The sequence below is a fragment of the Frigidibacter sp. RF13 genome, assembly GCF_026626305.1.
Taxonomy (GTDB): Bacteria; Pseudomonadota; Alphaproteobacteria; order Rhodobacterales; family Rhodobacteraceae; genus TMP-24.
The window spans coordinates 591876-605164 of sequence record NZ_JAPNUE010000001.1 but is presented as its reverse complement, the minus strand read 5'-3'; the positions used below and the strand labels follow the sequence as shown (position 1 = coordinate 605164).

14 protein-coding genes are annotated in these 13289 nt (G+C 64.7%); 10 read left to right on the top strand and 4 right to left on the bottom strand.

What is annotated here, in order from left to right; genetic code table 11:
- Window positions 1–32 precede the first annotated feature (32 nt).
- The 5 genes from OU426_RS02930 (at window position 33) to OU426_RS02910 (ending at window position 3630) form a co-directional block, all read left to right on the top strand.
- On the top strand, window positions 33–725 hold the full coding sequence (locus OU426_RS02930; RefSeq protein ID WP_267632347.1) for a phosphatidylserine decarboxylase: 693 nt from the start codon (window positions 33–35) through the stop codon (window positions 723–725).
- A 1-nt stretch (window position 726) separates the two neighbouring features.
- On the top strand, window positions 727–1449 hold the full coding sequence (gene pssA, locus OU426_RS02925; protein WP_267632346.1) for a CDP-diacylglycerol--serine O-phosphatidyltransferase: 723 nt from the start codon (window positions 727–729) through the stop codon (window positions 1447–1449).
- Between the two features lie 10 nt (window positions 1450–1459).
- A complete protein-coding gene (locus tag OU426_RS02920; protein ID WP_267632345.1) occupies window positions 1460–2077 on the top strand; it encodes a class I SAM-dependent methyltransferase in 618 nt (205 codons plus the stop codon).
- A 54-nt stretch (window positions 2078–2131) separates the two neighbouring features.
- Complete coding sequence (locus OU426_RS02915; protein ID WP_267632344.1) at window positions 2132–3115, top strand: Gfo/Idh/MocA family protein; 984 nt, start codon at window positions 2132–2134, stop codon at window positions 3113–3115.
- A 65-nt stretch (window positions 3116–3180) separates the two neighbouring features.
- Window positions 3181–3630 carry a host attachment protein gene (locus tag OU426_RS02910; RefSeq protein WP_267632343.1) on the top strand — a complete coding sequence of 150 codons (450 nt, stop codon included), beginning with the start codon at window positions 3181–3183 and terminating at the stop codon, window positions 3628–3630.
- 37 nt (window positions 3631–3667) lie between these two features.
- Here OU426_RS02910 and OU426_RS02905 read toward each other — a convergent pair whose 3' ends face one another.
- Complete coding sequence (locus tag OU426_RS02905) at window positions 3668–4843, bottom strand: dipeptidase (RefSeq protein ID WP_267632342.1); 1176 nt, start codon at window positions 4841–4843, stop codon at window positions 3668–3670.
- A gap of 79 nt (window positions 4844–4922) precedes the next feature.
- Entirely contained in the window at window positions 4923–6752 is a 1830-nt protein-coding gene (locus OU426_RS02900) for a M3 family oligoendopeptidase (protein ID WP_267632341.1), read from the bottom strand.
- Window positions 6753–6962: 210 nt separating this feature from the next.
- Here OU426_RS02900 and OU426_RS02895 point away from each other — a divergent pair, with 210 nt between their 5' ends.
- From OU426_RS02895 to OU426_RS02875, 5 genes are all read left to right on the top strand, one after another.
- Window positions 6963–7820 (top strand): DUF2189 domain-containing protein, encoded by an 858-nt coding sequence (locus tag OU426_RS02895; RefSeq protein WP_267632340.1) that lies wholly within the window; start codon window positions 6963–6965, stop codon window positions 7818–7820.
- A 137-nt stretch (window positions 7821–7957) separates the two neighbouring features.
- Window positions 7958–9373 carry a circularly permuted type 2 ATP-grasp protein gene (locus tag OU426_RS02890; RefSeq protein WP_267632339.1) on the top strand — a complete coding sequence of 472 codons (1416 nt, stop codon included), beginning with the start codon at window positions 7958–7960 and terminating at the stop codon, window positions 9371–9373.
- A 4-nt stretch (window positions 9374–9377) separates the two neighbouring features.
- The gene (locus OU426_RS02885) at window positions 9378–10334 is read left to right on the top strand and encodes an alpha-E domain-containing protein (RefSeq protein WP_267632338.1); all 957 of its coding nucleotides are present in this window, start codon (window positions 9378–9380) and stop codon (window positions 10332–10334) included.
- Window positions 10331–11143 carry a transglutaminase family protein gene (locus OU426_RS02880; protein ID WP_267632337.1) on the top strand — a complete coding sequence of 271 codons (813 nt, stop codon included), beginning with the start codon at window positions 10331–10333 and terminating at the stop codon, window positions 11141–11143. The genes OU426_RS02885 and OU426_RS02880 overlap by 4 nt, the downstream gene beginning before the upstream one ends.
- 33 nt (window positions 11144–11176) lie before the next feature.
- Window positions 11177–11902, top strand: a complete 726-nt coding sequence (locus OU426_RS02875) for a proteasome-type protease (RefSeq protein WP_267632336.1) — start codon at window positions 11177–11179, stop codon at window positions 11900–11902.
- Window positions 11903–11983: 81 nt separating this feature from the next.
- Here the strand turns inward: OU426_RS02875 and OU426_RS02870 are convergent, their stop codons facing one another.
- Both OU426_RS02870 and OU426_RS02865 read right to left on the bottom strand, forming a co-directional pair.
- Window positions 11984–12919, bottom strand: a complete 936-nt coding sequence (locus OU426_RS02870; protein WP_267632335.1) for an alpha/beta fold hydrolase — start codon at window positions 12917–12919, stop codon at window positions 11984–11986.
- 23 nt (window positions 12920–12942) lie between these two features.
- A complete protein-coding gene (locus tag OU426_RS02865; protein ID WP_267632334.1) occupies window positions 12943–13230 on the bottom strand; it encodes an SCP2 sterol-binding domain-containing protein in 288 nt (95 codons plus the stop codon).
- Window positions 13231–13289: the final 59 nt, after the last annotated feature.

Sequence of the window (13289 nt, the reverse complement as noted above, 5' to 3'; positions counted from 1 at the left end):
ACGACCTGAGACAGGGCCGATAGGGAGGGCCGATGAGGCTGATCGATACATTCCTTCCACCGATGCATCCCGAGGGGCGGAAGTTCGTCGCGACCTTTGCGGCGGCGACCCTGATTCTATGGCTCATCTGGCATCCGCTCGGGCTTCTCGGCCTCGGTCTGACGATCTGGTGTTACTACTTTTTCCGCGACCCCGTCCGCTCGGTCCCTCTGCGCGATGGGCTGATAGTCAGCCCGGCCGACGGTGTGGTGTCGCTCATCGGCCCCGCCGTGCCGCCCGTCGAACTTGGCATGGGTCCGGAGCCCCTGACCCGCGTTTCGGTCTTCATGTCGGTCTTCAACTGCCATGTGAACCGTGCTGTTGCCGAAGGTACGGTCGGCGCGGTTGCCTACCGGGCGGGCAAGTTTCTCAATGCCTCGCTTGACAAGGCGAGCGAGGATAACGAACGCAACGCCATCCGCCTCGACCTGGCCGACGGCCGGCAGATTGCCGTGGTGCAGATTGCGGGCCTTGTCGCCCGCCGTATCGTCTGTTTCGTCCAGCCTGGCGCGTTCCTGCGCGCGGGCGAGCGCTTCGGCCTCATCCGCTTCGGCTCGCGCCTCGATGTCTACCTGCCGCCGGACGTCGCGCCCATGGCGACGCTTGGCCAGACCATGGTCGCGGGCGAGACGGTTATTGCCGATCTCGCGGCGCCAGAGGCCACGATGACGGCGCGGAGGGATTGAGATGCAGCCGGGGCCGCGCCGCGAAATCCCGCTGATCCACCTTCTGCCAAACGCGATGACGCTAGGCGCGATCTGCGCGGGCGTCAGCGCCATCCGCATGGCCTATAGCGGCGATTTCGAGAGGTCGGTGGCGCTTCTCATTCTCGCGGCCCTTCTCGACGGGCTCGATGGCCGCATCGCCCGCATCCTGAAAAGCGAAAGCCTGATGGGGGCGGAGCTCGATTCGCTCGCAGATGTGGTGAACTTCGGTGTGGCGCCTGCGGTCGTTCTTTACTTCTGGGCGATGGACGGCGATCAGACGCTCGGCTGGATCGCGGCGCTGGTCTATGTCGTCTGCTGCACCTTGAGGCTTGCGCGCTTTAATGTGGGTGCGAAAGAAGGGACGCTCGACAAGCGCTTCTTCACCGGAGTTCCGGCGCCTGCGGGCGCCATGCTGGCGCTTGCGCCGCTCTTTCTTGCCCAAGCCGCCCCGCAGATCACCATCCACCCGACGCCGGTTGCAATATGGATCGCGATCGTCGGCTGCCTGATGATCAGCCGTCTGCCGACACTGTCACTGAAGCTGCGCGTGCCCGCGCGCCACGCCCGGCCGCTGCTGCTTGTCGTGGCGGGCGGTGCGGCGGCGCTTGCCGCCTATCCCTGGGCGGCGCTGCTTGGTGCTGACATTCTTTATATGCTCTCGATCCCGTTCGCTTCGTTCGCCCGTCGGCGCATCGCTCACTGAGGAAGGCAAGATGGAACTGGCACAGGTTCGGCGGTCCTACGCACGGTGGGCGCCGGTCTATGACGCGACCTTCGGCTCGCTGACGACACGGGGGCGCCGCCTGGCGGTGGGGCATGTGAATGCCCGCGGCGGCGCTGTGCTTGAGATTGGTGTCGGGACCGGCTTGTCGCTTGCCGCTTACAACAATCAACTTGAAGTCACGGGCATCGACTACAGCCAGGAAATGCTCGCCAAGGCGCGCGAAAAGGTCGCGGAGCAGAAACTGAGCCAGGTTTCGGCTCTCAGGCATATGGACGCCCGCGCGCTCGATTTTCCCGATGCGAGCTTCGACACGGTGACGGCGCTGCATGTCCTTTCGGTGGTGCCCGAACCGCACCGGGTGATGGCAGAGGTCGCGCGGGTGCTGAAGCCGGGCGGCGAGGTCGTGATCGTCAATCACTTCGCGCGCGAAAGCGGCCTGATCGCGATAGTCGAACGTTTGGCGGCGCCCTTGGCCGACCGGCTGGGCTGGCATCCTGATTTCCGCAAGGAGCAAGTTCTGACGGCGCCGGACCTGGTCCCCGTCGTTGAAAGGCGCGTTCCGCCGTTTGGGCTGATGAGCTTTATGGTGCTGCGCAAGCACGCCTGATTGCGCTAACGACTGCGGCACGCTAGCCTGCCCGAGATTGCGGGAGGGCAGGGTATGAAGCCGGTCAACTGGGGCGTTCTGGGCGCGGCGAAATTCGCGCGCGATCACATGGCACGGGCGATCCACGAGGCGGAAGGCGCGCGCCTCCTGGCACTCGCCACATCCGACGCGGCAAAGGCCGATGGCTTTCGCGCCTTCTGCCCCGACCTCAGGGTTCATGACAGCTACGAGGCGCTGCTCGCCGATCCGGAGGTCGAGGCGGTCTATATCCCCTTGCCCAACCATCTTCATGTCGAATGGTCACTGAAGGCCGTCCGCGCGGGCAAGCATGTCCTGACTGAAAAACCGATCGCCATGCAGGCGGGCGAGATCGACGCGCTGATCGCGGCGCGCGATGCCTCGGGTCTTCTGGTGACCGAGGCCTATATGATCGTCCACCATCCGCAATGGCAGCGGGCGCGGATGCTGGTGCAGGACGGCGCCATCGGCCGGGTGCTGCATGCGGATGCGCATTTCAGCTATGACAACCGGGCGGACGCGGGCAATATCCGCAACCGGCCGGAGACGGGCGGCGGATCGGTGCCCGATATCGGCGTCTATGCCTATGGCTCGGTGCGCTGGGTGACCGGGGCGGAGCCGGTCGCGCTGAAATCGCGGATCCTCCGCGAGAATGGCGTCGATGTGACGACGCAGGTCTGGGCCGACATGGAAGGCCCCTCGGGGCGCTTCACCTATGGCGCGCTCACCTCGATGCGGCTGCCGCCCCGGCAGGAGGTGGTGTTTCAGGGAGAAAAGGGCCTGATCCGCATGACCGGCCCGTTCAACGCGGGCCTCTTCGGCGAGGCGCAGCTTCACATGTTTCGTCCCGGACAGGCGGATCACATCGAGCGCTTCCCGGGCGCGCGCCAGTACCGCACTCAGGTCGAGGCCTTTGGCCGGACCGTCCGGGAGGGCGCGCCGTACATATGGTCGCTTGAAGATGCGAAGGGCACGCAGGCGATGATCGACGGCGTGTTTGCGGGTGAAATCAGCCTTTGACGCACGTCAAGGCGCCTAAGGGGAAGGGTTCTAACCTGTCGATGCGACAGAGAAAGGATCCTGAAATGAAACCTGTCCGGACGCTTATCCTGATCGCTGATGACCGGGTTGCGCGGTTTTTTGTCAATGACGGTGTCGGCAAGGGCCTGAGCGAGCTTGCCGGTCTCTCGTCCCGGCAGTTCCCCGAGGAGATGGGCGCGCCTGAGCGAGAGATCTATCAGTCCCACCACGGCCCCGCTGGCCAGGTCCGGCATGGTGTTGAGCCCCGCAGATCGATTGAGGAGCAGGACCGGCAGGCCTTTGTCAGCCATGTGATCGAGGCGCTGGACCGGCAATGGCAGGACCTTCTGCCAGAGCGGCTGGTGCTTGTGGCACCGGCCAAGGTCCTGGGACTGCTGAGGCGCAAGCTCTCTGGCCCGCAGTCTCGTTCGGTTCATGCAGAACTGAGCAAGGACCTGACCGGCCTGCCGCTGCGCGATCTGGCCGCCCATTTCGAGGATGTGCTGGCGCTGTGATCCAGGTCGGGGCTTGTCGTGCGCTCGCCTTAAGCGATCACTCGGGCAGGGCGTCTTTCAGGAAGGCCACCATATTGCCGCCCATCACCTTGGCGATGGTCGTCTCGTCCAGCCCCGCATCCATCAGCGCCTGCGTCACCGCAGCGAGTTCCGACGTGTCAAAGGCCGTTGTCACCGACCCGTCGAAGTCCGAGCCGAGCGAGACATGGTCGGCGCCCACCAGATTGACGGCGGCAACGATGGCTGAGGCCACGCCGTTGGGCGAGGGGTCGCAGATCACGTCCGGCCAGTAGCCGATGCCGATCAGACCGCCCTCGTCGGCGATCGCCTTCATCAGATCGTCGGGGAAGTTCCGGACCGTCTGGCAATGGCTGTAGATGCCGGTATGGCTGACCACGACCGGTACGTCGACCATGTCCAAGACCTCGCGCGCCATCTTGGGCGAGGCATGCGCGAGATCGATGATCATCTTCTTCTCGACCATCTTCTTGACTACTTCACGGCCGAAGTCGGTCAGACCCTCGGCTTGTCCTGCCTGTCCATGCAACGAGGCGCCAAGCTCATTGTCGAAGAAATGCATGAGCCCCATCAGCCGAAAGCCCGCATCATAGAGCTTGTCGAGATTGGCGATATCGCCCGAGAGCGCATGCCCGCCCTCGGCGCCGAGAATGCCGCCCACGGTCTTGGCGCCCTTGGCGCGCGCGGCAAGGATCGCGTCCAGATCGCCACGCGTCCGGAGGATGGTCAGCATCTCCGGCGCCTTTTCCGCCGCGAGCGCCAGTTGCCGCGCCTGATCCAGCGCCCGGTAGGTCAGGTTCTTCCAGGCGCTGAGCGGGCGGAGCTGGCCGATGAAGAGCAGCGTGATGTCATCTCGCGCCTCGGCGGAGTTTTCCTCGTAATTGAGGCCGGAAGGGCTTTTCGTCACCGTGGTGAAGACCTGTAGCGCCACGTTGCCCTCGATCAGCCGCGGCAGGTCCATCTGGCCACGGTCCCACCGCTCGGTCAGGTCGCGGTCCCACAGAAGCGGGTCGGCATGCCAGTCGCCGATGATCAGCTTGTCATGCAGTGCCTGAGCCGCCGGGCTGACCGGCCAGGGATCGTGGGCAAGGACCGGGTTCTGGCCCTTGTCGACGATGCCGGGGCCGAGCGTGAAGAATCCGAGAAGACCGACGACGATCAGGAAGGCGATCAGCTTGACGATGATATGGCGCACGGCGCTCCCCCCGGTTGTTCGCGAGGGGAGACTACGCGTCACCCATCACAAAACAAGGGGGGCAGAAACTGACGCCGCGTCAGCCCTCCATCGCTTCCAGTTCGTCGATCATGCCTGCGATCATCGAAAGGCCCTTGTCCCAGAATTTCGGGTCCGAGGCGTCGAGCCCGAAGGGGGCGAGCAGGTCCTTGTGGTGCTTCGATCCGCCCGCTTTCAGCATGTCGAAATATTTGGCTTCGAAGTCCGGCAGGCCTTCGGCATAGGCGGCATAAAGCGCGTTCACCAGCCCGTCGCCGAACGCATAGGCATAGACATAGAAGGGCGAATGGATGAAGTGCGGAATGTAGGACCAGAAAGTCTCATACCCGTCCATGAACTCGAAGGCAGGCCCGAGGCTTTCGCCCTGCACCGACATCCATAGGGCGTTGATATCCTCTGGCGTCAGTTCGCCTTCCGCCCGTGCGGCGTGCAGCTTGCATTCGAAATCGTAGAAAGCGATCTGGCGGACGACGGTATTGATCATGTCCTCGACCTTGCCAGCGAGCAGGGTCTTGCGCTCGGTCTTGTCCTTCGCGCCCGCCAGAAGCGCACGGAAGGTCAGCATTTCGCCGAAGACGGATGCGGTTTCGGCGAGCGTCAGCGGCGTGTTGGCGAGAATCTCGCCCTGCGGTGCGGCGAGCACCTGATGGACGCCGTGGCCCAGTTCGTGCGCGAGCGTCATCACGTCGCGCGGTTTGCCGAGATAGTTCAGCATCACATAGGGGTGGGCATCGGTCACCGTCGGATGGGCGAAGGCGCCCGGCGCCTTGCCGGGCTTCACGCCCGCGTCGATCCAGCCCTTGTCGAAGAAGGGCGTGAGCAGGTCGGCCAGATCGGGCGAGAAGGCGCGGTAGGCCTCGGTCACGGTCTTGCGCGCCTCGTCCCAGCCGATGGTGCGGACCTCCTCGGTCGGCAGGGGCGCGTTCCGGTCCCAGACCTGCAGCTTCTCAAGGCCCATCCATTTGGCCTTCAGCGCGTAGTAGCGGTGCGAGAGGCGCGGATAGGCGGCGACCACCGCATTCCTCAGCGCCTCGACCACCTCGGGCTCGACATGGTTCGAGAGGTGGCGCGCAGCCTGTGGCGAGGGCATCTTGCGCCAGCGGTCCTCGACCGCCTTTTCCTTGGCCAGTGTGTTATGAACGCGGGCGAAGAGCTTGATGTTCTTGCCGAAAACCGCAGCGAGCGCACGAGACGCTGCCTCACGCTTCGACCTGTCCTGCTCGGACAGCAGGTTGAGCGTGGCTTCAAGGCTCAGGGGTTCCGCCTCGCCCGCCACCTCGAAGGTCAGGCCCGCCATCGTCTCGTCGAACAGTTTGTTCCAGGCCGAGGCGCCGACGACGGACTGGTCATGCAGGAAGCGTTCCAGCTCATCCGAAAGCTGATGGGGCCGCATGGCGCGCATCCGGTCGAACGCAGGTTTGTAGCGAGCGATCTCCGGACCGGCCGTGAAGGTTGCCACATAGGCTTCATCCTCGATCCGGTTGAATTCGAGGCTGAAGAAGACAAGCGGCGTGGTGAGGGTGGTGATCCGGTCCTGGCAGTCGGACATGGATTTCGCCCGGCCTGCATCCATCGTGTTCTGGTAATAGCGCAGGCCTGCGTAAGACATCACGCGCCCGCTGACCTGTTCGATCCGCTCGTAGCGGCGGATGCAGGCGAGCATGGCGGCGGGGTCGAGCGTGGCGAGCTTGCCCTCATAGTCCTGAGCAAAAGCCGCGCATTCGCCCTCAAGCCATTTCATGTCACGCGTGAGTTCCGGCGCGTCCTCGGCCGTGTAAAGGTCCGACAGATCCCAGTCGGGCAGGGGCCCGAGCGCGCCGCCCGCGGTTGCATTCGCGTCGAAGACGGGGCGGGGCGGGGCGATGGGCATCGGTGGGTCCTTTCCTGTGTCGGACGTTAGATAGGCAGCCGGGCGCCGGAAAGACAAGTCTACGGCATAGAGTTGCGGGAAAGTGAAGGCGAGGTGAGCGCATTCGTGCTAGACTGGTTGTACGGAGGCCTGAGGCAGGCCGCACTTCCGGTCGCCCGAGGGCCGCCCGTGATGAACGGACGGCAGCACAAAGCGCGAGGGAGGCGTTCCATGGTATCGACGATCGGCAATCCGCTCTCCTGGGGGGCGAAGAACATCGGCAAGGCGGGCCGCGAGGTGGCGCATGCCGCACAGCACGCGGTCGAGGGCGAGGTGCGCGAACTGCCCGAGGTGCATGCGATAACCTACGGTGACATTCGCGCGGCGCTGAAGGCCGGGGTGGACGATTTCCTGCATTTCCGCAGCGATGTGATCATGGCCTGTCTGCTTTATCCGGTCATTGGCCTGTGCCTGATGGGCTTTGCCTTCAACAAGGGCGTGCTGCCGCTACTCTTTCCGGTCCTGTCGGGCTTTGCGCTGGTCGGGCCGGTCGCGGCGCTTGGCCTTTACGAGCTCAGCCGTAGGCGCGAACGTGGCGAGAGCGCGGTCTGGGCCGATACGCTGAATGTGCTAAGGGCGCCGGGCTTCGGTGGCATCCTCCTGCTCGCGCTCGGCCTTGGCTGCTGGTATTTCCTCTGGATCGTCAGCGCCTGGTTCGTCCATGAATTCACTATGGGCGGCGCGGCCTATCCTGATACAACGAGCTTTCTGTCAGCCGTGCTCGGCACCTCGGGCGGCTGGATGATGATGGTGATCGGCATCCCGCTTGGCTTTCTCTTTGCACTGGTCGCCTTGGCCTTTTCGATCCTGTCCTTCCCGATCCTGGTCCACCGCGATGTCGGCCTCGCGCGCGCCGTTGCGGCCTCGATCCGGCTGATGCAGCTCAGCCCCGGCCCGGTTCTGGCCTGGGGCGCGGTGGTGGTTGCAGGCCTCGTGATCGGTTCGGTCCCGCTGCTTCTGGGGCTTGCGGTGACCCTGCCGATCCTCGGCCATGCTACCTGGCATCTCTATCGTCGCGCTGTCGGCTAAGCCTCAAACCGCCTATCTGATCAGATTTTCAGGCAGATTGTCCGGATAACCAGTCAGTCTGCCCGTTTACCGCCCGCTGTTTTGGCGCCCATACTTCCCCGACCGGCGGGTGGCTTTGCCGGTTCGGGGGGCGGGTCATGGCAGTAAGCTATTTCAACGAAATGTTCGACGGTGGTCGTGTGCGGGCGCCCTATGCGCGGCTGGAAGACTGGGTCGCGGCCATGCCACCCGAATTTCGCACGATGAAGCAGGAGGAGGCCGAGGCGCTTTTCCGCCGGATCGGCATCACCTTCGCCGTCTATGGCGAAGGTGGCGATCCCGACCGGCTGATCCCGTTCGACATGTTCCCGCGCGTCTTCACCCAAAGCGAATGGCGGCGGCTGGAAAAGGGCATCAAGCAACGCGCCCGCGCGCTGAACGCCTTTCTGGTCGATGTCTATGGGCGCGGCGAGATCGTGAAGGCCGGCCGCATTCCCCAGCATCTGGTCTATGGCAACGAGGCCTATGAAAAGGCGGTCGCGGGTTTCACGCCGCCGAAGGGCGTCTACAGCCATATCGTCGGCATCGATATCGTGCGCACCGGCCCGGACGATTTCTATGTGCTCGAGGACAATTGCCGCACGCCGTCGGGCGTCAGCTACATGCTGGAAAACCGCGAGATCATGATGCGGATGTTTCCCACGCTGTTCCGGGAAAACCGCATCGAGCCGATCGACAGTTATTCCGAGGTCCTGCGCCGCACGCTTGCTTCGGTCGCGCCAAAGAAATGCGACCATGAGCCGACGGTGGTGATCCTGACGCCGGGCCATTTCAACTCGGCCTATTACGAGCATTCCTTCCTCGCCGACCTGATGGGGGTGGAACTTGTCGAGGCGATTGATCTGTTCGTCGAGGCGGGCTTCGTCTGGATGCGCACCACGGAAGGCCCGCGCAAGGTCGATGTGATCTATCGGCGGATCGACGATGCTTTCCTCGATCCTTTGTGCTTCCGCCCCGATTCCATGCTGGGCGTGCCGGGGCTGATGGATGTCTATCGCTCGGGCGGGGTCACCATTGCCTCGGCGCCCGGCGCGGGCGTGGCCGATGACAAGGCGGTCTATACGTTCGTTCCCGAAATGGTGCGCTTCTATCTGGGCGAAGAGCCGATCCTGCAGAATGTGCCCACCTGGCAATGCGGGCGGAGCGAGGATCTGAAATACGTCCTCGACCATCTGCCGGAACTGGTGGTGAAAGAGGTCCATGGTTCGGGCGGCTACGGGATGCTCGTCGGCCCGAAGGCATCGAAAGAGCAGATAGAGGCCTTCCGGGACAAGCTCGCCTCGGACCCAGCGGGCTATATCGCCCAGCCGACGCTGGCGCTGTCGACGACGCCCACTTTCGTCGAGGAAGGCGTCGCCCCCCGCCATGTCGACCTCAGACCCTATTGCCTCGTGGGCGAACAGATCGAACTGGTGCCGGGCGGGCTGACGCGGGTCGCGCTGACCGAAGGCTCGCTTGTCGTGAACTCGTCGCAGGGCGGCGGGGTCAAGGATACCTGGGTTCTGGCGGAGTGAGATCATGCTGAGTAGGACCGCCGAAAACCTCTTCTGGATGGGCCGCTATATGGAGCGGGCCGAAATGACCGCGCGGCTTCTCGACGTGGGCTCGCGCATTACGCTTCTACCCTCGTCTGCGGGCCAGGGCTTCCGCGACGACTGGGATTCACTCCTGCAGGCCTCGGGCACCGCCGAAGGGTTCCGCGCCAAATATGGCGAAACCGTCCAGCGCAATATCGAAAGCTATCTCTTCTTCGACCGCGACAACCCGTCTTCGGTCGCCTCCTGCATCGAGCGCGCGCGAGAGAACGGCCGGATCGTGCGCACCGCTCTGACGAGCCAGGTCTGGGATGCGCTTAACACCGCCTTTCAGGAACTGCGGCAGCTGGAAAAAACCGAGCGCGGCAAGCTGGAACTAAGCCGTCTGACCGAATGGACGACGCGCCATACCTCGATGCTCAGAGGGGCGATCGCCGCGACGAAGCTGCGCGACGACGGCTATCATTTCCTCGGGCTCGGCTCGCATATCGAACGCGCCGACAATACCGCGCGCCTCCTCGACGTGAAATATTACGTGCTGCTGCCCAAGGCCGATTATGTGGGCTCGGGCCTCGATACCCATCAATGGATGACGCTGCTGCGCGCGCTGTCGGCGCAGCGGGCCTTCCACTGGGCCTATGGCGGCGAGATCACCGCGGCCAAGGTCGTGCATTTCCTGATCCTCAATCGTCGGATGCCGCGCTCGCTCTATACCTCGCTGACCGGCGCGCACGAAAACTTGAGCGCGCTGGCCGAGGAATATGACCGTCGGACCCCCGCCCAGACCCGCGCCGCGACGCTGATGCAGGATTTCTCGCAACTGACGGTAGAGGAAGTGTTCGACGAGGGGCTGCATGAATTCCTGACGCGGTTCGTGGGCGAGATGGCGGGGCTCGCGAGCCTTGTGCAGGATCAGTATCTGAGCGGAGAGGCGAGATGATCCTGACCGTTTCCCACGTGACCACCTATCATTATGCCGCCCCTGTGCGGGGCGCGGTGCAAAGCCTGCGCCTGACGCCCTCGCGCACCGACGGGCAGCGCACGGCAAGCTGGATGCTCCAGGTCGAGGGCGGCACCAAGGGCGGCTCGTTCCGCGACGGGGCTGGCGACTGGATCGAAAGCTGGTCGGTTCGTGGCCCGATCAGCGAACTTCGGGTCCGCGTCGAAGGTACGGTCGAGACGACCGACATGGCGGGCATCCTGCGTGGCCACCGCGAACATGTGTCACCCTCTGCCTATCTGCGCGAAACCGAGGCCACTGTCGCGGACACGGCGCTTCTGACGCTGGCGCGCGATGCGGCCGATGGCGCCAGCGGCGGGCTGGACCTCGCCCATCGGCTCTCGACCGCCGTATCGGAGCGCATCGCCTACCGGCCCGGCGTGACAGAGGCCCATACGACGGCCGCCGAAGCGCTGGCGCTGGGCGAGGGGGTCTGCCAAGACCATGCCCATGCGCTGATCGCCATGGCGCGCGCGCAAGGCCTGCCCGCGCGCTATGCCTCGGGCTATCTCTTCGCCGATGCCTCCGGCGCGCCGCATGAGGCGGCGCACGCCTGGGCCGAGGTCTGGGTCGACGGGCTGGGATGGATCGGCTTCGATCCGGCGAACCGCTGCTGCCCGGATGACCGCTATATCCGGCTTGGCTCGGGCCTCGACGCGCGGGATGCCGCGCCGATCCGGGGCGTTGCCGTGGGGGCGGCGACGGAAAGCCTGAATGTTGAGGTTGCGGTAAGGGCTCAGCAGCAATAATCAGGCCGGGTGCGGACTAGGCGGAAAGAAAAGATGACCTATTGCGTTGGCCTTCTCTTGAACGACGGCATGGTCCTTCTGTCGGACACGCGCACCAATGCCGGGCTCGACAATATCGCGACCTACCGCAAGATGTTCACTTTCGAGGTGCCGGGGGAGAGGGTCATCGTAATCATGACGGCGGGCAGCCTGTCGGTCACCCAGACCACGATCGCCGAACTGCGTGAGGCGATGGAAGACCCCGAGGCGACAGGCGACAGCTCGATCCTGATTGCGCCGACCATGCTGAAGGTGGCCGAGATCATCGGCAACACGCTGTCGCGGGTGCGGGCCGCAGTGGACGAGAAGATGGCATCGATGCGCCAGAGTGCGTCGGCCTCGATGATCGTCGCGGGCCAGCGGAAGGACGGCGCGATGCGGCTCTTTCTCATCTACCCCGAGGGAAATTTCATCGAGGCGACCGAGGATACGCCCTTCCTGCAGATCGGCGAGCACAAGTACGGCAAGCCGATCCTCGACCGGGTGGTCCGTCCCGAGACCTCGCTGGCCGACGGGCAGAAGGCGGTGCTTCTGTCGATGGATTCGACCTTGCGCTCGAACCTGTCGGTCGGCATGCCGCTCGATCTGGCGGTCATTCCGCGCGACGCGCTGAAGGTGACGGTCGAGCGGCGGATCGAGGCGGGCGATCAGGATTTCCGCGCGATGAGCGAGGCCTGGTCCGAGGCGCTCAGGACGAGCTTCCAGAAGATACCGGTCTGAAGGTCTGGCGCGCCTGAACCTTTCAAAGGTTCCGGTCCGATTTCTTTGAAAGAAATCGGGGCGCTCCGCGACCGTCCTGCCTCAGCGATTGCGTTCGAAAAGCGCCGCAGCGGCATCATAGAAATGCGCGCGGATCGCAGGCCGTTCCATCATCACCTCGTGTTCGGCGCCTTCGATCATGTCGAGCTTGCCACCCAGCCATTTCGCCATCACCCGATGGACGGGACCGGTATCGACCACGCGTTCGCGGGTGCCAAGCGCGGTCAGACAGGGGTAGGTCGGCGCGGGGAGGCGGCGAAGTGCCAGGCATTCGTGCAAGGCCTCGTTCAGCCAATGGAGCGACGGGCCGCCGAGCGCCAGGTCCGGGTGCGCGCCGATCTGGCGCTGCATGAAGGCGTACATCTCGGGATCGGTTGTCAGTACATTGTCCTCATAGGGCGCCTCGGCGACATAGGTCACCGGCGAGGTGCCGGGCGCATAGGAATGGCCGAAACCCGCCGGGCGGCTGAGGGTCGACAGCGCCCAAGCGGCGGGCCTCAGGCCGGGATGGATGCGTATCCCCCACATCGGCGCCGAGAAGGCGGCGGCGCGCACCGGGAGGTTTTCATGCAGCGCGCGCAGGCCGATGGCGCCGCCCATAGAGTGGGCGACGAGGAAATAGGGTTCCGGCAGCCGTTCCGCGCGCGCCTCGGCCAGAAGTGCGGCAACGTCGAGCTGGTAGTCGCGGAACCGGCCGACATGGCCGGTCATCCGGTCGGGCAGAGGCCGGTCGGCCAGGCCCTGGCCGCGCCAGTCGATCGTCGCCATGGCAAAGCCGCGCCGTCTGAATTCCCCGGCGGCGGGCCCGTACTTCTCGATATACTCGGTGCGGCCGGGGAAGAGGAGCACCGTCCCCTTCTCGCCCGCCCGCCAGAAGGCGGCACGGATGCGCACGCCATCGGCAGCCGTCAGCCAGCGGCAGAGAACGCCGCCCGGCGCCTCGGCCACATCGGCATGAAACGGCGCCTCGCCTGACATGTCGGCTGGCGTGCCGGCCCCGGTCACGACAGGGCGGAGCCGAGCTGGATCGCCAGCCCCATGTTGCCGTCGACCGACAGCTTGCCCATCATGAAGGCCGCCGTCGGATTGACGCTGCCGTCGAGAATGCCAAGGAAGGTCTCCGCGCTCGCCGTCAGGGTAACGTCGGCATCTTCGTCGCCTGCGCGCGCACCGCTGCCGTCCAGCATGATCGCGCCTTCGTCCTTGATCACGATCTTGGCCGATCCTGCAAATCCGTTCGCGAGCTTGGTGTTCAAGGTCTCCACCGCCTTGTCGATCGTCGTGCTCATGCCTCTTCCTCCGTTTGTGATGACCAGCGCTCTCGCATTCCGGCCCGATTGCGCTAGAT

What these genes read in the sequence shown, in the direction of transcription:
- OU426_RS02885 (WP_267632338.1), top strand. Translation starts at nt 9,378, where the DNA reads ATGCTGAGTAGGACCGCCGAAAACCTCTTCTGGATGGGCCGCTATATG.
- OU426_RS02865 (WP_267632334.1), bottom strand. Translation starts at nt 13,230, where the DNA reads ATGAGCACGACGATCGACAAGGCGGTGGAGACCTTGAACACCAAGCTC.
- OU426_RS02910 (WP_267632343.1), top strand. Translation starts at nt 3,181, where the DNA reads ATGAAACCTGTCCGGACGCTTATCCTGATCGCTGATGACCGGGTTGCG.
- OU426_RS02930 (WP_267632347.1), top strand. Translation starts at nt 33, where the DNA reads ATGAGGCTGATCGATACATTCCTTCCACCGATGCATCCCGAGGGGCGG.
- OU426_RS02890 (WP_267632339.1), top strand. Translation starts at nt 7,958, where the DNA reads ATGGCAGTAAGCTATTTCAACGAAATGTTCGACGGTGGTCGTGTGCGG.
- OU426_RS02880 (WP_267632337.1), top strand. Translation starts at nt 10,331, where the DNA reads ATGATCCTGACCGTTTCCCACGTGACCACCTATCATTATGCCGCCCCT.
- pssA (WP_267632346.1), top strand. Translation starts at nt 727, where the DNA reads ATGCAGCCGGGGCCGCGCCGCGAAATCCCGCTGATCCACCTTCTGCCA.
- OU426_RS02900 (WP_267632341.1), bottom strand. Translation starts at nt 6,752, where the DNA reads ATGCCCATCGCCCCGCCCCGCCCCGTCTTCGACGCGAATGCAACCGCG.
- OU426_RS02870 (WP_267632335.1), bottom strand. Translation starts at nt 12,919, where the DNA reads ATGTCAGGCGAGGCGCCGTTTCATGCCGATGTGGCCGAGGCGCCGGGC.
- OU426_RS02875 (WP_267632336.1), top strand. Translation starts at nt 11,177, where the DNA reads ATGACCTATTGCGTTGGCCTTCTCTTGAACGACGGCATGGTCCTTCTG.
- OU426_RS02915 (WP_267632344.1), top strand. Translation starts at nt 2,132, where the DNA reads ATGAAGCCGGTCAACTGGGGCGTTCTGGGCGCGGCGAAATTCGCGCGC.
- OU426_RS02895 (WP_267632340.1), top strand. Translation starts at nt 6,963, where the DNA reads ATGGTATCGACGATCGGCAATCCGCTCTCCTGGGGGGCGAAGAACATC.
- OU426_RS02920 (WP_267632345.1), top strand. Translation starts at nt 1,460, where the DNA reads ATGGAACTGGCACAGGTTCGGCGGTCCTACGCACGGTGGGCGCCGGTC.